The sequence below is a fragment of the Pseudomonas sp. S2_H10 genome, assembly GCF_054668285.1.
In genome coordinates this window covers 3520620-3539807 of sequence record NZ_CP162754.1, presented here as the reverse complement: position 1 = coordinate 3539807, position 19188 = coordinate 3520620, and the positions used below count along the sequence as shown (strand labels likewise).

20 protein-coding genes are annotated in these 19188 nt (G+C 61.7%); 9 read left to right on the top strand and 11 right to left on the bottom strand.

Annotated elements, in window-relative coordinates; all coding sequences use genetic code 11:
• Positions 1–38: 38 nt before the first annotated feature.
• The 4 genes from pstB to AB4O16_RS15905 all read left to right on the top strand — a co-directional run bounded on the left by pstB (position 39) and on the right by AB4O16_RS15905 (position 3883).
• A complete protein-coding gene (pstB, locus tag AB4O16_RS15920) occupies positions 39–872 on the top strand; it encodes a phosphate ABC transporter ATP-binding protein PstB (protein ID WP_160388642.1) in 834 nt (277 codons plus the stop codon).
• A 71-nt stretch (positions 873–943) separates the two neighbouring features.
• Positions 944–1705 (top strand): phosphate signaling complex protein PhoU, encoded by a 762-nt coding sequence (gene phoU, locus AB4O16_RS15915; RefSeq protein WP_095964354.1) that lies wholly within the window; start codon positions 944–946, stop codon positions 1703–1705.
• 167 nt (positions 1706–1872) lie between these two features.
• Positions 1873–2775: a response regulator gene (locus AB4O16_RS15910; RefSeq protein WP_160388643.1), complete on the top strand. Its 903-nt coding sequence runs from the start codon at positions 1873–1875 to the stop codon at positions 2773–2775.
• A gap of 208 nt (positions 2776–2983) precedes the next feature.
• Complete coding sequence (locus AB4O16_RS15905) at positions 2984–3883, top strand: peptidoglycan DD-metalloendopeptidase family protein (protein ID WP_460155295.1); 900 nt, start codon at positions 2984–2986, stop codon at positions 3881–3883.
• Positions 3884–4013: 130 nt separating this feature from the next.
• Here the strand turns inward: AB4O16_RS15905 and AB4O16_RS15900 are convergent, their stop codons facing one another.
• The 3 genes from AB4O16_RS15900 to phoB form a co-directional block, all read right to left on the bottom strand.
• Complete coding sequence (locus AB4O16_RS15900; RefSeq protein ID WP_160388645.1) at positions 4014–5354, bottom strand: hemolysin family protein; 1341 nt, start codon at positions 5352–5354, stop codon at positions 4014–4016.
• 123 nt (positions 5355–5477) lie between these two features.
• Positions 5478–6764, bottom strand: a complete 1287-nt coding sequence (gene phoR / locus AB4O16_RS15895; RefSeq protein ID WP_178120702.1) for a phosphate regulon sensor histidine kinase PhoR — start codon at positions 6762–6764, stop codon at positions 5478–5480.
• A 75-nt stretch (positions 6765–6839) separates the two neighbouring features.
• Positions 6840–7529, bottom strand: coding sequence for a phosphate regulon transcriptional regulator PhoB (gene phoB, locus AB4O16_RS15890; protein ID WP_160388647.1), 690 nt, complete (start codon positions 7527–7529; stop codon positions 6840–6842).
• A 153-nt stretch (positions 7530–7682) separates the two neighbouring features.
• Between phoB and AB4O16_RS15885 the strand changes: the two genes are divergently transcribed.
• Complete coding sequence (locus AB4O16_RS15885; RefSeq protein WP_160388648.1) at positions 7683–8075, top strand: COG4315 family predicted lipoprotein; 393 nt, start codon at positions 7683–7685, stop codon at positions 8073–8075.
• A 51-nt stretch (positions 8076–8126) separates the two neighbouring features.
• Here AB4O16_RS15885 and ubiA read toward each other — a convergent pair whose 3' ends face one another.
• Positions 8127–9017, bottom strand: coding sequence for a 4-hydroxybenzoate octaprenyltransferase (gene ubiA / locus AB4O16_RS15880; RefSeq protein ID WP_160388649.1), 891 nt, complete (start codon positions 9015–9017; stop codon positions 8127–8129).
• Positions 9017–9580, bottom strand: a complete 564-nt coding sequence (locus tag AB4O16_RS15875) for a chorismate--pyruvate lyase family protein (RefSeq protein ID WP_460155294.1) — start codon at positions 9578–9580, stop codon at positions 9017–9019. Before AB4O16_RS15875 ends, ubiA begins: the two co-directional genes overlap by 1 nt.
• A 200-nt stretch (positions 9581–9780) precedes the next feature.
• Here AB4O16_RS15875 and AB4O16_RS15870 point away from each other — a divergent pair, with 200 nt between their 5' ends.
• The 4 genes from AB4O16_RS15870 (at position 9781) to AB4O16_RS15855 (ending at position 12232) form a co-directional block, all read left to right on the top strand.
• Positions 9781–9948, top strand: a complete 168-nt coding sequence (locus AB4O16_RS15870) for a rubredoxin (RefSeq protein WP_160388651.1) — start codon at positions 9781–9783, stop codon at positions 9946–9948.
• 22 nt (positions 9949–9970) lie between these two features.
• Complete coding sequence (locus AB4O16_RS15865; RefSeq protein ID WP_160388652.1) at positions 9971–11119, top strand: NAD(P)/FAD-dependent oxidoreductase; 1149 nt, start codon at positions 9971–9973, stop codon at positions 11117–11119.
• 194 nt (positions 11120–11313) lie between these two features.
• Positions 11314–11589, top strand: coding sequence for an HU family DNA-binding protein (locus AB4O16_RS15860; RefSeq protein WP_003195589.1), 276 nt, complete (start codon positions 11314–11316; stop codon positions 11587–11589).
• 259 nt (positions 11590–11848) lie between these two features.
• Positions 11849–12232 (top strand): helicase, encoded by a 384-nt coding sequence (locus AB4O16_RS15855; RefSeq protein WP_460155293.1) that lies wholly within the window; start codon positions 11849–11851, stop codon positions 12230–12232.
• Positions 12233–12330: 98 nt separating this feature from the next.
• Here AB4O16_RS15855 and AB4O16_RS15850 read toward each other — a convergent pair whose 3' ends face one another.
• The 6 genes from AB4O16_RS15850 to exbB form a co-directional block, all read right to left on the bottom strand.
• A complete protein-coding gene (locus AB4O16_RS15850) occupies positions 12331–13734 on the bottom strand; it encodes an aminoacyl-tRNA deacylase and HDOD domain-containing protein (RefSeq protein ID WP_160388654.1) in 1404 nt (467 codons plus the stop codon).
• Positions 13735–13812: 78 nt separating this feature from the next.
• Positions 13813–15888 carry an ATP-dependent DNA helicase RecG gene (recG, locus tag AB4O16_RS15845; RefSeq protein ID WP_160388655.1) on the bottom strand — a complete coding sequence of 692 codons (2076 nt, stop codon included), beginning with the start codon at positions 15886–15888 and terminating at the stop codon, positions 13813–13815.
• Between the two features lie 9 nt (positions 15889–15897).
• Positions 15898–16827: a LysR substrate-binding domain-containing protein gene (locus AB4O16_RS15840; RefSeq protein ID WP_460155292.1), complete on the bottom strand. Its 930-nt coding sequence runs from the start codon at positions 16825–16827 to the stop codon at positions 15898–15900.
• Positions 16828–17019: 192 nt separating this feature from the next.
• A complete protein-coding gene (locus tag AB4O16_RS15835) occupies positions 17020–17769 on the bottom strand; it encodes a TonB family protein (RefSeq protein WP_460155291.1) in 750 nt (249 codons plus the stop codon).
• Entirely contained in the window at positions 17766–18194 is a 429-nt protein-coding gene (exbD, locus tag AB4O16_RS15830; RefSeq protein WP_057395886.1) for a TonB system transport protein ExbD, read from the bottom strand. Before exbD ends, AB4O16_RS15835 begins: the two co-directional genes overlap by 4 nt.
• Before the next feature lie 6 nt (positions 18195–18200).
• Positions 18201–19181, bottom strand: coding sequence for a tonB-system energizer ExbB (gene exbB / locus AB4O16_RS15825; RefSeq protein WP_460155290.1), 981 nt, complete (start codon positions 19179–19181; stop codon positions 18201–18203).
• Between the last annotated feature and the right edge of the window lie 7 nt (positions 19182–19188).

The following is a 19188-nucleotide window of genomic DNA, read 5'->3' as shown; positions in this document are numbered from 1 at the left end:
GGCAACCGAACCGAATTTGTTAGCACAGGGAGCCTCCCATGCAGCACGAAACACATACCCACGGCATCAACATGTCGGCCCTGGGTCGCGACAAACAGAGCCTGAACCTCGAGCAGGAAACCGTGGCCATCGAAGTGCCGGGCCTGAGCCTGTTCTATGGCGAAAAACAAGCGCTGTACGACGTCAGCATGAACATCCCGAAACAGCGCGTGACGGCCTTCATCGGTCCGTCCGGCTGCGGCAAGTCCACGCTGCTGCGTACCTTCAACCGCATGAACGACCTGGTTGACGGTTGCCGCGTTGAAGGCGAGATCAACCTGTACGGCAACAACATCTACCGCAAGGGCGAAGACGTGGCCGAGCTGCGTCGTCGCGTCGGCATGGTGTTCCAGAAGCCCAACCCGTTCCCGAAAACCATCTACGAAAACGTGGTCTACGGCCTGCGCATCCAGGGCATCAACAAGAAGCGCGTGCTCGACGAAGCCGTCGAGTGGGCACTCAAAGGCGCGGCGCTGTGGGACGAGGTCAAGGACCGTCTGCACGAATCGGCGCTGGGCCTGTCCGGTGGTCAGCAGCAGCGTCTGGTGATCGCCCGCACCATCGCCGTGGAGCCCGAAGTGCTGCTGCTCGACGAACCGTGCTCGGCACTCGACCCGATCTCCACGCTGAAAGTCGAAGAGCTGATCTACGAACTGAAATCGAAGTTCACCATCGTCATCGTGACCCACAACATGCAACAGGCCGCGCGGGTTTCCGACTACACGGCGTTCATGTACATGGGCAAACTGGTGGAATTCGGCGACACCGACACCCTGTTCACCAATCCGGCGAAGAAGCAGACCGAAGACTACATCACTGGTCGCTACGGCTAGGAAGCTGTTGTTGCTCACTGAACTGACGCTGCGGTCCACCGCACCTTACCGGACGCTCCAAGGACGCCAACATGATTAGTAAAGAAGGCCTTACCCACCACATCTCCGCGCAGTTCAACGCTGAGCTCGAGGAAGTGCGCAGCCACCTCCTGGCCATGGGCGGGCTGGTCGAGAAGCAGGTCAACGACGCGGTCACCGCGCTGATCGAGGCCGACTCCGGCCTGGCCCAGCAGGTGCGCGAGATCGATGACCAGATCAACCAGATGGAACGCAACATCGATGAAGAATGCCTGCGCATTCTGGCCCGTCGTCAGCCGGCAGCGTCCGACCTGCGCTTGATCATCAGCATTTCCAAATCGGTGATCGACCTGGAGCGCATCGGTGACGAAGCGACCAAGATCGCCCGTCGCGCCATCCAGCTGTGCGAAGAAGGCGAGGCCCCGCGCGGCTACGTCGAAGTGCGCCACATCGGCGACCAGGTGCGCAACATGGTCCGCGACGCACTGGACGCCTTCGCCCGTTTCGACGCCGAGCTGGCCCTGTCGGTGGCGCAGTACGACAAGATCATCGACCGCGAATACAAGACCGCCCTGCGTGAGCTGGCGACCTACATGATGGAAGATCCGCGTTCTATCTCGCGGGTTCTGAGCATTATCTGGGTGCTGCGTTCGCTGGAGCGTATCGGCGACCACGCGCGCAATATCTCGGAACTGGTGATTTACCTGGTACGCGGCACCGACGTGCGCCACCTGGGTCTCAAGCGCATGAAGGAAGAAGTCGAAGGAACAACCGGCGAAACCGCTAATGTTCCGGGCAAAACTGACGATAAGTAAGGTTGCCCAAGTAAAGCGCCCGGCCTGATGGCCGGGCGTTTTTGTTTGCGGCCCATGAATTCGAAAAGCAGCACCCGCGAACGAAAAGTCCGGCGTGACTGAAGGTTTTTGGCAATGTGCCATCAGCAAGGCGGTATGCTGGCCGGGATTTCTTAAAGGGGTGGTGGATGAGTAAGGTCAGTGTGTTGGTCGTGGACGACGCGTCGTTCATTCGTGACCTGGTGAAAAAGTGCCTGCGCAATTATTTCCCGGGCATGCGGATCGAAGATGCGATCAACGGCAGAAAAGCCCAGGCCATGCTGGCCAAGGAAGCGTTCGACCTGGTCCTGTGCGATTGGGAAATGCCGGAAATGTCCGGCCTGGAACTGCTGACCTGGTGTCGTGAGCAAGACAACCTCAAAACCATGCCTTTCGTGATGGTGACCAGTCGTGGCGACAAGGAAAACGTCGTCCAGGCGATCCAGGCCGGGGTATCCGGTTACGTCAGCAAGCCGTTCACCAACGAGCAACTGATCACCAAGGTCAAGCAGGCGCTGCACAAGGTCGGCAAACTCGATGCCTTGATCAACGTAGCCGCGACCAAGACCCCCCCTGCATTCGCCAACGACTCCCTTGCCGCCTTGACGGCCGGCAAGGCCCCCGTCGCTACGCCATCGACCGCACCCGCACCGTCCAAGGGCTTGCTCAACAGCCCGCCGGTCAAGGCGCCTGCAGCCGCTTCGAATCCCGCCAGTGGCCGTGGCCAGGGTCAACTGCGTTTGCCGAACGGCATTCAGCAGTGCGTGATCAAGGCCTTGAGCCTCAAGGAAGCCTTGTTGGTGGTCAAGCGTACCGAGACCCTGCCGCAGATCCTCGACAGCGCCGTGCTGGACCTGGAGCAGGGCGACAATGCCGAAGTCGCCCGTCTCAACGGCTATCTGCACGCCGTCGTGGCGCACGAACCGAAACCTGACAGCGACTGGCTGCAACTGACCTTCCGCTTCGTCGACCAGGATGCGCAGAAGCTCGATTACATCTCGCGCCTGATTGCGCGGGGTACGGCGCAGAAGCACTTCATTCCTGGCGCTTGATTCAGCTTCGCCTGCAAGTCCGCTTTCGCGAGCAGGCTCGCTCCCACATTTGGAATGCGTTCTCATGTGGGAGCGAGCCTGCTCGCGAAGGGGTCATCACTGTTACCGCACATCTGCTGAACACCTTTTCTGAAACATCTGTCGACTACCCGGGTCCATTGCAGCTGCTAGGCTCCATTTCAGGTTTCACTCGACAGAATTCATCCCCATGTTCACGCGAATGCTGCTTTTTTGTGGTCTGTGCATGGCCGCCGTTTCGGCGACGGCCATGACGATCTACAAGTCCACCGATGCCAATGGCGTGGTCTCCTACAGCGACTTCCCCACCAGCAAAAACTCCAGGCTGTTTATTTTTCGCGATGGCATGGTCGAGCACCTTGAACGTCAGGTGCGTCTGATCATCTTGAAGAAGAACGGCGTGGACAGCGTGTACGTGCGCAATGACCTGTATGCGCCGGTCGAGGTCGAGCTGAGTTTCGCCGGGGTGAAGAACGCCAGCGGTGTACCGGCGCGTACGATTCGGCGCGTGATACCCCAACGCACCAGCGTTCGCCTGGCGCAGCTCTCGGCGAAAAACGCCGGAACGCCACTCGCCTACGTTCCGAAGTTCAATTACTCCCTGGGTGACCCCTCAGGGGTCGCCGTGGGCTATCGGTACCCTTTGCCCTGGCGTGGCGGGCCGTTCCGGATCAGTCAGGGTGCCAACGGACCTTACAGCCACTTTGGCCCCAAGAGCCGTTACGCCATCGACATTGCGATGCCTGAGGGCACACCGATCATTGCGGCGCGAGGCGGTGTGGTGGTGAAAACGGAAAATCGCCAGAGCGGCCGCGGCACCGATGCATCCGGCAATTTCGTGCGGGTGCTGCACGATGACGGGACCATGGGTGTTTACCTGCACCTGAAGAAAGGCTCGGTCCGAGTGCGGGAAGGCCAGCGGGTAACGGTCGGCAGTGCATTGGCGTTGTCCGGCAATACGGGCAACAGCACCGGGCCGCATTTGCACTTCGTGGTGCAGCGCAATACCGGGCTGGGGCTGGTGTCGATTCCGTACCAGTTCAGCCAGCCGGTGGGCGCGTTGCCCAATTTTGCATTGGGCAAACAATGATGGCGTTGTCTGACCTGACGCCATCGCGGGCAAGCCCGCTCCCACATTGGAATGCATTTCAACTGTGGGAGCGACGGTGCGGCGATCCGACCTGCTCGCGAAGGAATCGACTCGAATCCGGATATCTCGATCAGTCCAGCATCAACACCTTGGCCAGGACGATCTTCGGCCCCTTCATTTTCTTGATGATGATCCGCAGGCCTTCGACTTCCAGCACTTCTTCCTCTTCCGGAACGCGCTTGAGGCTTTCATAGACCAACCCGGCAAGGGTTTCGGCTTCGACGTGGTCGAGATCGATGCCCAGCAGCCGTTCGACCTTGAACAATGGCGTATCACCGCGCACCAGCAGCTTGCCCGGCTGATACGCGAGGATCCCGCGTTCGGCCTTGCGGTGTTCGTCCTGGATATCGCCCACCAGCACTTCCAGCACGTCTTCCATGGTCAGATAGCCGATGATGTTGCCATCGGCCTCTTCAACCACGGCGAAGTGCGAGCCGCCCTTGCGGAACTGCTCCAGCAACTGCGACAGCGGCATGTGTCGCGACACGCGCTCCAGCGGGCGGGTCAGTTCGGCGAGGTTGAACGACTCGGGAATGTGGTCCAGCGCCGCCAGTTCCAGCAGCAGATCCTTGATGTGCAGCAGGCCGACGAACTCCTGGCGCTCGCTGTCGTACACCGGATAGCGGCTGAACTTGTGGCGACGGAACATCGCCAGGATCTGCTTGAGCGGCGCGTTGAACTCCAGGGTCACCAGGTCTTCGCGGGAGTTGGCCCAGTCGACCACTTCCAGTTCGCCCATTTCCACAGCGGAGGCCAACACACGCATGCCTTGGTCGCTCGGGTCCTGGCCACGGCTGGAGTGCAGGATCAGCTTGAGTTCTTCACGGCTGTAGTGATGCTCGTGATGCGGGCCGGGCTCACCTTGCCCGGCAATGCGCAGGATGGTGTTGGCACTGGCGTTGAGCAGGTAGATGGCCGGGTACATGGCCCAGTAGAACAGGTACAGCGGCACGGCGGTCCATAGCGACAGCAATTCGGGTTTGCGGATCGCCCAGGATTTCGGGGCCAGTTCGCCGACCACGATGTGCAGGTACGAAATGATGAAGAACGCGGTGAAGAACGATACGCCCTTGACGATCTCGGCCGACTCGACGCCAACGGCGCTCAGCAACGGTTCGAGAATGTGCGCAAACGCCGGCTCGCCGACCCAGCCAAGGCCCAGCGACGCGAGGGTGATACCCAATTGGCACGCCGACAGGTAGGCATCGAGCTGACTGTGCACGGTGCGCAGGATGTGCCCGCGCCAGCCGTTCTGCTCAGCGATGGCCTCGACCCGGGTCGAGCGCAGCTTGACCATGGCAAATTCCGCCGCAACGAAAAATCCGTTGAGCAAAACCAGGATCAGAGCAAAAAGAATCATGCCGAAGTCGGCGAAAATTGTAGCGAGGGACAAGCCAGGGGAAGGGTCCATGATGGAGTTTTGCGGGTTCCGTGTATTCGAAAGGGAAGAAAAAGCCGCGCCTGAAAGGCAGGCACAAGTCAGCCAATGTAGCGGCTGACCGGCCCGTTGCCTAGTGGCGCGTGCTGGCCGGTATCAGTCAGCGGTGCTGATCACCCGGGATTTGGTGACCTGGGCCGGGGCAAAGTGGCAGGTAAAGGTACTGCCGTGGCCCGGTACGCTGCTGATTTCCATCCGTGCCCGATGTCGTAACAAAACGTGTTTTACGATCGCCAGCCCCAGGCCGGTGCCCCCGGTGTTGGAGTTGCGGCTGGAGTCGACGCGGTAGAAGCGTTCGGTCAGGCGCGGCAGGTGTTTGTTATCGATGCCGATCCCGGAATCCTGCACGCTCAGGTGCGCCCCCTGGTCATCGCCCCACCAGCGGATGCGGATATTGCCTTCGGCCGGGGTGTACTTCACCGCGTTGAACACCAGGTTGGAAAACGCGCTGCGCAACTCCGCTTCGCTGCCCTTGAGCAGAATCGTCGGGTCGGCTTCCAGGGTGATCTTCTGGTTTTTCTGGCCGGACAACTGCTGCGCATCGCTCTTGATCGATTGCAGCAGGCCGTCGATCGGCACCGGCTGATTGTCCGACGGATAATCGGTGGCTTCCAGCTTGGCCAGCAACAGCAAGTCGTTGAGCAGCGTCTGCATGCGGCCGCCTTGTTGCTGCATCTGCTGCAGGGCACGGCTCCAGCGCGGGTTCACCTCGTCGACGTTATCGAGCAGGGTTTCCAGGTAACCGCAGATCACCGTCAAGGGTGTGCGCAGTTCATGGGAAACGTTGGCGATGAAGTCTTTGCGCATCTGTTCCAGCTGATGGATGCGCGTCACATCGCGCACCAGCATCAGGTGCTCGTTGTTGCCGTAGCGGGTGATGTACAGCTGGATGCGCACACGGTCGTTGGTCGGCGAGGGGATTTCCAGCGGCTCGGCGTAACTGTCTTGCTCGAAGTATTCCTTGAAGCGCGGATGACGCACCAGGTTGGTCACCGGTTGGCCGCTGTCCTGCGGGGTCTTGAGGCCCAGCAGGGTTTCAGCGGCGCGGTTCCACCATTCCAGGTTGCCGTCGGTGTCGAGCATGATCACCGCGTCTTTCAACGCGGCGGTGGACTCCTGAACCCGGTCGATCACCGCTTGCAGGCGTCCGCGTACCCGTTGGTCGCGGCGCTGCAGATGGTAGATGCTGTCGAACACCTCGCCCCACAGGCCATAGCCGTCGGGTGGCGCTTCATCGGGTTTGTGCAGGCGCAGCCACTCATGCAGACGCAGCAATTGCTTGAGGGTCCAGGCCAGGTAAAGACCCAGGCCTGCGGCGAGGCTCCAGCCGTAGTAGCCGGTGACCAGGCCGATCACCAGGCAGGCGGTGACCAGCAGCAGCATGTGGCGAATCAGGGTGCCATGCCAGTTTTGGTTCACGAAAAAAATACGTCCTTGAAAGTGGAACCGCTGCGATCATCAGGCCTTGGTCGAGAACCGGTAGCCAGTGCCGCGCACGGTTTGTACCAGATTTTCGTAAGCATCGCCGAGGGCTTTGCGCAGGCGCCGAATGTGCACGTCGACCGTGCGCTCTTCAACGTAGACGTTGCCGCCCCAGACCTGATCCAGCAACTGCCCGCGCGTGTAGGCGCGCTCCTGGTGGGTCATGAAGAATTGCAGCAGGCGGTATTCGGTCGGGCCCATCTCGGCAGGACGGCCGTCGATGGTCACGCGGTGGCTGATCGGGTCCAGCAGCAGGCCGCCGACTTCGATCTGCGCCTCGCCATCGGTCGGGCCGGCACGGCGCAGCACGGCCTTCAGGCGCGCCACCAGCTCACGGGGGGAAAACGGCTTGGTGATGTAGTCGTCGGCGCCGACTTCCAGACCCTGGATCTTGTTGTCCTCCTCACCCTTGGCGGTGAGCATGATGATCGGGATGTCCCCGGTCAGTTCATCACGCTTGAGGCGACGGGCCAGCTCGATGCCGGACGTGCCGGGCAGCATCCAGTCGAGCAGGATCAGGTCCGGTTTGCGGTCGACGATAATGGCGTGGGCCTGCTGGGAGTTCTCAGCCTCCAGGCAGTCATAGCCGGCCATTTCCAACGCAACGGCGATCATTTCGCGAATAGGCGCTTCGTCGTCGACGATCAGAATGCTCCTGCCAACCATGCCCTTAATCCTCTTGTCATTTAACTGTCTTGCGCCGCATTAGATAACGGAAATATTGCAGTCGTGTGACAGTATTTTAGTCGGCCTGCGATTGGCTGGATCCTGGACTAAGCTTTAAGTCCGAATCCTGACAACCACAAAAGGAAGGTTTCCATGAAGCAATCCTCGTTTTCCTTTAAGACCCTGCTGTTGGCGACTGCGCTTTCCTTGCCGGCCATGGCCTTCGCGGCTGATCCTGTGATGATGAAAGACGGCATGATGGTCGACCATAAGGGTATGACCTTGTACACGTTCGACAAGGACACTGGCGGCAAGTCGGTGTGCACGGGTGAGTGCGCAGATCACTGGCCACCGTTCAAGGCGGAGGCGGGCGCCAAGGCCGAGGGTAAGTGGTCGGTCGTCAAGCGTGACGATGGCACGATGCAGTGGGCTTACGATGGCAAGCCGCTGTACTACTACGACGACGACAAGAAGCCAGGAGACAAGACGGGCGACAAAAAAGGGGAAAAATGGCACATCATCACCAACTCCGGGCCGAAGATGTAAGCCCCATGGCAGTTGGCGTAGCCGGATGCAGGCTACGCCAGCTGCTACAAGTCAACGCATCGCGTAATCCAGCACAATCCCGACGAAAATCGCCAAACCCGCCCAGTGATTGTGCAGAAACGCCTTGAAGCAACGCATCCGGTCTTTGCCTCGGGTGTACCAGAACTCCCACGCAAAGCAGCCCGCCGCCACCAGTAATCCGAGGTGGAACCAGCCTCCAAGGTCGAACTTCGACCCCGCCAGCAACAGGCAACCCAGCGCCAACCCTTGCAGGGTCAGGATGATCGCCCGGTCCGCATCGCCGAACAGGATTGCCGTGGATTTCACGCCGATCTTCAGGTCGTCATCGCGGTCGGTCATCGCGTAATAGGTGTCGTAACCCACGGTCCACATCAGGTTGGCGATCCACAGCAGCCAGGCGACAGCCGGCAGCTCACCGGTTTCTGCCGTGAACGCCATCGGCATCCCCCAGGAAAACGCCGCGCCCAGCACCACTTGCGGGTAATAGGTGTAACGCTTCATGAACGGGTAACTGAACGCCAGCGCCAGGCCGCCCAACGATAGCCAGATGGTCGCGGCATTGGTGCACAGCACCAGCAGGAAACTTGCACCCATCAGCAACGCGAAGAACACCAGCGCCTCTTTGGAGCTGATCTTGCCGCTCACCAGCGGGCGTTGCTCGGTACGTTTCACATGGCCATCGACCTTGCGGTCCGCCCAGTCGTTGATCACGCAGCCGCCGGCGCGGGTCAGCACCACGCCGAGGACAAAAATCACGATGTTGGCCAGGGACGGCGAACCCTTGCCGGCAATCCACAGCGCCCACAGCGTCGGCCAGAGCAGCAGGTAAATGCCGATCGGCTTGTCCATTCGGGTCAGCTGAATGAAGTCCCAGGCCCGAGGGTTCAGGCGGTTCAAGGACTTGAGCAGGCTTTGGTACATCAACGGTTCTCCGTTTGGGCGCGTGCGGTGTCCCACAGGGAAGGCAGGAAAATTTCGGCCACCAGTATGCTCAAGGCGCCCCGATCAAAACGCGAACGGCGTCCCCACAACTCACGCGCTCGCACTTCGCTCGGCAGCCATTCTTGAGGGTAATGACAAACCTCGATCGCCTGACGCTGGAACGCCCGGTCGCAAAACAGCAACTCACCCAGCGAGCGGCTGCCCAGCTCGTCCATGTGCAAGCCGTCACCGTGCAAGGCACTGCGTGACGCAACGCTGCGGGCGAACACCCACGCCTGGCCATGACCGCGCAGATACACTTCGCGCACCCAGCCTTCACTGCCTTCGGCCAGGTCCAGCGCGGCGCATTCATCGGCGCGCAGCGGCTGCCAGCCTTCGAGCAGCGGCGTGACGCTGAACGCATCATTCGACAGATGAACAAGGCGTCGGGTCAGCGAGCCTTCGTCGAAGAGCCAGTCCAGAATGGAGGCGTCGGGGAGGGGCGCCAATTGGCTGCGCGAGAGCCAGAGCGGGACCGGGGAGGGGGATTCTGTGTGTTGCACAATGAGTCATTATTGGCAGCAAATGAGGCGGCGAGCTTAACATGTCAGCCGCCGATGTTGATTGAATTGCCCCGCCGTTGCGCCGAACAGGCTTGCATCTGCCCGGCCCCATCAGTACAAAACGCCCTGAGCCGGACGGCAGCGCTGCAACCAACGACCGTCCGGCCGGCAAAACGCCTGAACCCTGAGGAAGTACCTGAATGAAAAAGTGGCAATGTATCGTCTGCGGCCTGATCTACAACGAAGCCGACGGTTGGCCGGATGACGGCATTGTGCCGGGCACTCGTTGGGAAGACGTCCCGGCAGACTGGCTGTGCCCCGACTGTGGCGTGGGCAAGATGGATTTCGAAATGATCGAAATCAACTGATAAAAGACAAGAGGAGTCAGGAATGAACGCACCTGTGGTCATCGTGGGAACCGGGCTGGCTGGCTATAACGTCGCCCGCGAGTTTCGCAAGCTCGACAGCGAAACCCCGCTGCTATTGATTACCGCCGATGACGGGCGCTCCTACTCCAAGCCGATGCTCTCCACCGGCTTCGGCAAGAACAAGGATGCCGACGGCCTGAGCATGGCCGAACCCGGCGCCATGGCCGAACAGCTCAAGGCCGAAATTCGCACCCACACGCGCATCAGCGGCATCGACCCGGGCCACAAGCGCCTGTGGATCGGTGAAGAAGCAGTGATCTACCGCGATCTGATCCTGGCCTGGGGCGCCGAAACCGTGCGCGTGCCGATTGAAGGCGATGCGGCGGATTGCGTGTTCCCCATCAACGACCTGGAAGACTACGCACGCTTTCGTGCGGCAGCCGCCGGCAAACGCCGCGTGCTGCTGCTCGGCGCCGGCCTGATCGGCTGCGAGTTCGCCAACGACCTGACCCTGGGTGGCTTTGAGGTGCAACTGGTGGCACCGTGTGAGCAAGTCATGCCGACCCTGCTGCACCCGGCGGCAGCGGCTGCGGTGCAGGCGGGCCTTGAAAGCCTCGGCGCGCGTTTCCACCTGGGGCCGGTGCTCAATCGCCTGCAACGCGTGGCGGACGGCCTCGAAGCGCACCTGTCCGATAGCCAGGTGATCCCGTGCGACGTGGTGGTCTCGGCCATTGGCCTGCGCCCCCGGGTTGACCTCGCGGCTGCGGCCGGTCTGCAGGTCAACCGCGGCGTCATGGTCGACCGACACCTGAAGACCTCCCACGCCAACATCTACGCCCTGGGCGATTGTGCCGAGGTCGACGGCTTGAATCTGTTGTACGTCATGCCCTTGATGAGCTGTGCGCGAGCCTTGGCGCAAACCCTGGCCGGCAACCCGACCGCCGTCACCTATGGCCCGATGCCGATCACCGTTAAAACCCCGGTGTGTCCTTTGGTGGTGTCCCCGCCGCCACGGGGCGCAGAGGGCATCTGGACAGTCGAAGGGCAGGGCGCCGACATCAAGGTTTTATGCCGTGATGCCGCGGGCAAGCTGCTCGGTTACGCACTCACGGGTGCCGCCGTAATGGAAAAACTGGCCCTGAACAAAGAGCTTCCGGCCCTGCTGGCATAAATACCGGTCGTTCTGTCGGAATCACCCCCCTTTTGCCCCAACAAAGGCCGCGCCGATACTGGCGCGGCTCGTCACTGCGTGCCATCCTCACTCCCGTCTGCCGCAGAGTAGAGCACCTGCGGCGCTTTTGGCGCTGCTCCGCAGAGGGCAGCACGGACATAACAACAACAAACCGTCAAAGGGGCTTCACTCATATGCGTAAACCAGACCTCGCTGCAGCTATTGCTGAAAAAGCAGACCTCACCAAAGAACAAGCCAACCGCGTTCTCAACGCCGTTCTGGAAGAAATCACCGGTGCCCTGCACCGCAAAGACAGCGTGACGCTGGTGGGCTTCGGCACCTTCCTGCAACGCCATCGCGGTGCCCGCACCGGCAAAAACCCGCAAACCGGCGAGCCCGTCAAAATCAAGGCCAGCAACACCGTTGCGTTCAAGCCGGGCAAGTCGTTGAAGGACAGCGTCAATCCGTAATCAGTATCGACCTCCCGCATGCGGGAAGCGGACAAGGAATGGGCACGCCAACCAGGTTGGGTGCCCATTTTTTATGGGACGCGAAAGGCAATGCGATCACTGTAGGAGCCGGCAAGTATCCTGCGTTAAGAAAGTGTGACTTGGCAGTCATCATGCGGCAAATGTAGCTCATCTTCTTCTAACGTAACTCGATGGTGGCGTTCTGTTTGTAAGTCGCTACACTGCCCCGGCCGTTCATTTTTCTCTTGAGGCTGTGCGCATGAAATTTCGTTTTCTGCTGTGGATGCTGGGTTTGTTGATGGGTAAGGCCAGCCGGACCAATCCGGCGTTTCAGCAGCAGTTGGGTGATAAGGACCTGGTGTTTCAGCTGCAGACCCTGGACGGGAAAGTGGCGCGGCATTTCCGCGTGAAGGACCAGCGCATCACCAGCCAGTCGGGTGTGCATGCCGAGCCTGCGTTTGCGATTGCCTTCAAAGACGCCGCGTACGGCTTTGCCACGATGCAGGCGAAGAACAAGCAACTGGCGTTCATGACGGGGATTCAGGACAAGTCGATTCAGATCAAGGGCAACCCGGCGCTGGTGATCTGGTTCCAGGGGTTGACCAAGTATTTGAAGCCGAAGAAGGCCCAGCCGAAGGCTTGAGGTCTTTCAGGTAGATCGAGTGATATTCATCGCGGGCAAGCCCGCTCCCACAGGGATCACCTGAATCCTGTGGGAGCGAGCCTGCTCGCGATTGCTTTTCAGCCTTGAGTGAATTGCGAAGCCAGCTCGCGCAGCAGCACTTCAGCCTCCAGAACCTTGCTGACCACGTCGTTGGCCTTTTCGCGGCTCAGGCCAAGGCGTTCGAGCAGGGCGTCAGGGATGTCTTCGTCCGGGCCGGAGCCGATGCCTCGGCTGCGCAGCAGGCGCACCGCCAGGCACACCAGGTTCGGGTATTCGGCGTAGGCGCCATCGTAGGCCGGGTCGTGCTGGAAGCGCAGGGCGGTGGCCAGTTCTTCGGGCATGTCCCAGTAGCGCATCAGCCATGAGCCGATCTGTTCACGGCTGATGCCCAGCAGGTGTTGTTCCACGAAGCTGTGGCAGAGGTGCGGGTTGACCTCCAGGTGGCGGCAGATCAGCGAAAAGTGCGGCGGGAACACGTGGGCCAGCAGCAGGTAGCCGAAGTTGTGCAGCAGGCCGGCCAGGTAGGTCAGGCCGGCTTCCGGACGCTGGGTGCGCGGCATGGCGCGGGTCAGGCCTTCGATGACGGCGGCGGTGTAGATCGATTGCTGCCAGTACGGCGTGGAGTGCTGCGGGTGGTCCTTGGGCAGGCTCAGGGTCTTGCCCAGCGCCAGGCCCAGCGCCAGGTTGATCACCAGGTCGAAGCCCAGCACGCGCACGATGGCGTCTTCCACCGAACGGATCTTGCCCGGCGAGGCGTAGTACGGCGAGGCCGCCCAGCTCACGACTTGTGCGGCCAGCGCCGGGTCGGTTTCGACCACGCCGGTGATGTCGTCGATGGTTGCGTTGGGGTCTACGCGCAGCTTGATGATTTTCTGTGCGGTTTCGGCCAGCGGCGGAATTTCAATGGTCGCTTCCAGACGTTGCTGGATGCGTCGTGCGGTGAACGCCTGGACGGCCTGGGTGATTTCCTCGCGGTCGTCATCGGGGCGGTCGAGGTTCGGACGAATGCTGCTCAGGTTTTCGCCGAAGTTGGCGGCGCTGGCCTTGGTCAGCATGGTCGTCTTGAAGTCTTCGCTGGAGATTTCCAGCAGCACGCCCGGTTCACCGGAGTTGATCAGCAACTTCGGCTCGCGCAGCAGGCTTTCGTCATACAGGCACGGTGAGCTGGTCAGCGCCGGCAGGCCCGGCAGCAAGCTGAGATTGTGCTTGCCGAGCATTTTTTTCAGGCGTTCGGTCGGTACGGCGGCGAGGCGGCGGCCGGTGAGTTCAGTGAGGCGATTGAGGTCCAGCAATTGGCTCTGCGGGAACAGCACCATCAATACGCCAACGCTGTCATCGAGCAGAACGGCCTGCACCTTGCGCGCGGGATTGAGGCCGTGACGGTCCAGCACTTCTTCATAGGCAATGCCCAATTTGCCCAGCATCAGCCGAATAACCGACGGAGCGTGCGGGGTGTCGGGTGCGAGGGCAACTTCGGTCATGGTCTGTATCCGTACTTGAACAATTGCAGGAGTATAACCAGCTTGCCTTGGGCCACGCCTCAGAAACCGTGACGGTTGTCACACTTGGCCGTATTGTTGGCCATGACGCAGCCAACGGTCGAGCAGCGGGCTGACGTGGGTCGGCCAGCGCTCGAGCAATGCCTGGGCGGCATCCCGTACGGCGGGTAGCAGATCGGCGTCGCGCATCAGGTCGGCGACCTTGAATTGCAGCAGGCCGGTTTGCCGGGTGCCGAGCATTTCGCCGGGGCCGCGCAGTTCCAGATCCTTTTCGGCGATGACAAAACCATCGTTGGTTTCGCGCATGATGCCCAGGCGCTGACGGCCGATCTGCGACAGCGGTGGATGGTAGAGCAGCACGCAATGGCTGGCCGCGCTGCCCCGGCCGACGCGGCCGCGCAATTGGTGCAGTTGTGCCAGGCCCAGGCGCTCGGGGTTCTCGATGATCATCAGGCTGGCGTTGGGCACGTCGACGCCCACTTCGATCACCGTGGTCGCCACCAGCAGTTGCAGGTTGCCAGCCTTGAATTCAGCCATCACTGCAGCTTTTTCCGCAGGTTTCATGCGGCCGTGGATCAGCCCGACCTTCAGTTCGCCGAGGGCGGCGGTGAGGTCTTCATAGGTGGTTTCGGCGGCCTGGCAGGTCAGCTCTTCCGACTCTTCGATCAGCGTGCACACCCAATAGGCCTGGCGCCCTTCGGCGCAGGCGCTACGCACCCGCTCGATGACTTCGACCCGTCGGGTGTCGGTGATCAGCACGGTGTTGACCGGGGTTCGGCCGGGGGGCAGTTCGTCGAGGATCGAGGTGTCGAGGTCGGCGTAGGCGCTCATGGCCAGCGTGCGCGGAATCGGCGTGGCGGTCATGATCAGTTGGTGCGGGCACATGCGCCCGCCGACGCCTTTCTGCCGCAAGGCCAGACGCTGCTGTACGCCGAAGCGGTGCTGTTCGTCGATGATCACCAGCGCCAGGTTCTTGAATTGCACTTCGTCCTGGAACAGTGCGTGGGTGCCGACGACCATCGGCGTGCCGCTGGCGATTTGCTCCAGCGCGGCGACGCGGTTCTTGCCCTTGAGCTTGCCGGCCAGCCAGGCGACATCAATGCCCAGCGGTTCGAGCCAGCGCTTGAAGGTGATGAAGTGCTGCTCGGCGAGAATCTCGGTGGGCGCCATCAGGGCCACCTGATAACCAGCCTCCAGCGCTTGCAGCGCGGCGAGGGCGGCGACCACGGTTTTGCCGGCGCCGACGTCGCCCTGGATCAACCGCAGCATCGGTTCATGCTGGCTGAGGTCGTAGGCGATTTCGTTGCCAACCCGTTGCTGGGCGCTGGTCGGTTTGAAGCCGAGGTTGGCCAGGTATTTGGCTGGCAGTTGCGTGGCCTTGGGCATCGCCGGCGCACGCAGGGAGCGCATGCTTTCGCGCAGGCGCTGTTGCGACAGCTGATGGGTCAGCAGTTCTTCGAAGGCCAGGCGGTGCTGCGCCCAGTGGTGACCGAGGGCCAGCTCATCGACGTCGGCATCGGCGGGCGGGTTGTGCAGGTAGCGAATCGCATCGGCCAGCGGCGCCAGTTGGTAGTCGCGGGCCAGTTCGTTCGGCAGCCAGTCGGGCAGGCTGCTGGGGCCGAGCAGGGTGAGGGTCTGCATGCACAACTGGCGCAAGCGCTGTTGGGTCAGGCCTTCGGTGAGCGGGTAGACCGGGGTCAGGGTTTCATCCACCGGCGGCGGCTCGTCACCAGTAATGGCGCGGTATTCCGGGTGGTAGATCTCAAGCCCCGAAGCACCAGGCCGCGCCTCGCCGTAGCAGCGAATCCGCGTGCCGCGCTTGAGGCCTTCTTTCTGCGCGTTGCTGAAATGGTAGAAGCGCAGGCTGAGTCCGCCGGTACCGTCCTGCAGCCGAACCACGAGGCTGCGTCGACGCCCCATGACCACGTCGGCGCCGCTGACGGTGCCTTCGATGACGGCATCCTGGCCAGGTCGCAGCGCGCCGATCGGAACCACGCGGGTGCGATCCTGATAGCGCAGCGGCAGGTGAAACAACACGTCCTGGAGATTCTCCAGGCCGACCTTGGCCAGTTTCTCGGCCATGGCTTCACCGACACCCTTGAGTGCCGTCACCGACACTTGCGACAACTCGCTCATGACCGTCGCTTAACCCGCAGCGACTTGTGCCGCTGGCTTGGCCACCGAGCACAGGCGAATGGAGTCAGCGAGGATTTCAATCGCTTTCGGGCGCGGGAAGCTGGCGCGCCAGGCAATGGCCACGGTGCGAAACGGTACGGGTGCGGACAACGGACGCACTTCGATCACGCCAGGCGCGTAGTGATGGCTGTCGACCGCGGACAACGGCAGGATCGAAATACCCAGGCCGGATGCGACCATGTGGCGAATGGTTTCCAGGGAGCTGGATTCCACCGTGGTGTGCTTGGCGCCGTCGCTGCCCTTGGTCAGGGTCGGGCAGGCTTCCAGCACCTGGTCACGGAAGCAGTGGCCTTCGCCGAGCAGCAGCAGGCTCTTGTCGTTGAGCAGGCTGGCGTCGATGGATTCCTTTTGTGTCCAGGGGTGCTGCGCCGGCATCAGCACGTAGAACGGCTCGTCGTAGAGCTGCAGGGTCAGCACGTCGGCTTCATTGAACGGCAGGGCGATGATGATCGCGTCGAGCTCGCCGTTGCGCAGTTTGTCGCGCAGCACGTGGGTGAAGTTTTCTTCGATGTACAACGGCATCTGCGGGGCGACCCGATGCAGTTGTGGAATCAGGTGCGGGAACAGGTACGGCCCGACGGTGTAGATCGCGCCGACTTTCAGCGGGGCGGTCAGCTGGTTTTTGCCGGCCTGGGCCAATTCGCGGATGCCTTGGGCCTGCTCCAGGACTTTCTGCGCCTGAGCAACGATGCCTTCGCCGACCGGGGTCAGGCGCACGGCGCTTTTGCTGCGCTCGAAAATCAGCACACCGAGTTCGTCTTCAAGCTTTTTCACGCCCACCGACAGGGTTGGCTGGCTGACGTGGCAGCGCTCGGCCGCGTGGCCGAAGTGCTGCTCTTGGGCGAGGGTAACGATGTAGCGTAATTCTGTGAGGGTCATAGCAAGCGTCCATGAAGTTGCGGGCCAAGCATACCGGCTGCAATCGATAGACGCACGTTATCAGACTGGGTGTGTGTAGGGGCGCGATTGCTAGCGAAAAACCTGACACCTTCGCGGGGTGTCAGGCTCGCCGCGTTATCGTTGACGACCATCGCGAGCAGGCTCGCTCCTACACAGGGCTGCGTGACGTTTTTAACGGCGGCGTTTTTCCAGCGAGTACACAAAAGGCGCAACGATTTCGATGGAGCCGTTGGTCAGCATGTCGGCCGGTGGCTTGGGCAGCGGTTGGGCGCGGCGGATCATTTCCAGGGTGGCCCGGTCCAGATCCGCAGTACCCGAGGCACCTACCAGCTCAAACGACAACACATTGCCTTCGGCATCCACGACGAAACGCAGACGGTTCATGCCTTCCTTGCCTCGCGCCTGTGCACTGGCAGGGTACTTTTTGTACTTCTGCAGGTGTGCCAGCAGCGTGCCTTGCCAACTGGCCTTGGCCGCCAGTTGAGCCGGCGAAGGGCCAGGCGCGGGCTGCGCGGATTTCTGCGTTGGAGCCTGAGTCTGCTGCGTTTCGGCAGGTTTCTCTTCGGCCGGTTTTTCCTTCGGCGGATCAGGTTTCTTCTCGACCGGTTTGGGCGGCTGAGGCTTGGGCTTTGGCTTGACGGGCTTGGGCACGGCAATTTCAGCTTTCGGCGCTTCAGCGAGCTTGGGTATCGGCAGTTCTTCAACCGGAGCCGGTGGCTGCGGCGGGGTGACGACTTTCGGCGGAGCGGGCGGTGGCGGGGCAGGAACCGGCGCCAGTTCGACCATCATTGCCTGTGGGGGCAATTCGATGGGCGGACGGGCGGACCAGTTCAACGCCAGCGCAATGGCCAGCGCGTGAACACCCAGCACCACGGCCAGGCTACCGCTGTAACGCGTCAGCTTATGGCGCGTCGTGATCATTTCTTGACTGCCGACTCGAGACCGACCAGACCCACTTTCAGGTAGCCGGCAGAGCGCAGGTTATCCATCACGCTCATCAGGTCGCCGTAATCCACGCCTTTGTCGGCCTGGAAGAAGATCGTCGTGTCTTTCTTGCCCTGGGTCCTGGCGTCGAGCGTGGCGCCGAGTGCTTCGGCCTTCACTTCGTCTTCGCCGAGGAACAGGCGCTGGTCAGCCTTGACGCTGAGGAACACCGGTTTCTCTGGCCGCGGCGCCGGTTTGGCGGTGGAGGCGGGCAGGTCGACCTTGATGTCCACGGTGGCCAGCGGGGCCGCCACCATGAAGATGATCAGCAGTACCAGCATCACGTCGATGAACGGCGTGACGTTGATTTCGTGGTTTTCGGCCAGATCGTCGTCTGCGCCTTCTTTCAAATGCAGGCCCATGGCCGATTACCCCACTTTCACCATGTGCGGTTGCGAGCTGCGCTCAGGCTGGTGGTCGAGGTCGCGGCTGACCAGCAGCAGGACCTGGGCCGACGCGTCGGACACCTGGGCCTTGTAACCGGCGATGGAGCGGGCAAAGACGTTGTAGATCACCACCGCAGGGATCGCTGCAACCAGGCCCAACGCGGTAGCCAGCAAGGCTTCGGCGATGCCAGGGGCCACGACGGCGAGGTTGGTGGTCTGGGTCTTGGCGATGCCGATGAAGCTGTTCATGATGCCCCACACGGTGCCGAACAGGCCGACGAACGGCGCAGTGGAACCGATGGTGGCCAGCACGCCGGTGCCGCTGCTCATGTTGCGACCGCAAGCCGCGACCAGACGCTCAAGACGGAAGCTGACGCGCTCCTTGATGCCTTCTTTCTCACGGCTGTTGACCGACAGGCGCATCTCTTCGAGGGCATCATGTACCAGCAGGTTGGCCAGGGTGCCTTCCTTCGCCGCGGTGGCGCTGGCTTCCTTGAGGGAGGCGGATTTTTTCAGTTGGGCGATTTCACCACGCAGACGACGCTTGGCACCCATCAGCTCAAGACCCTTGGCGATCCAGATGGTCCAGGTGATGATCGAGGCGATGGCCAGGCCGATCATCACGATTTTCACGATGATGTCGGCATTCTGGTACATGCCCCACGGCGACAGGTCATGGGCCATGCCCAGGGTGTTGTCGGCTTCGAGGACTTCAGGAACGTCTTCACCCAGGGTGTCTGCCGGTACTGCCTGTGCAGGATCCGTTGCGGCCGGAGCAATGGCCGGGGCGGCGTGATCGGCAGGTGCAGGTGCAGGTGCTGCGGCGGCGGCCGGAGCGGCGGGCGCCTGCGCATCGGCGAATGCGGCGACTGGCGCGAGCATCAGGCTGAGCAGCAGGGCGGCCACTGCGCTCCAGGCGCGAGGTCGTTTGGTTGGCGAAGCGGGGAATTGATTGCGTGTCATGCTGGCC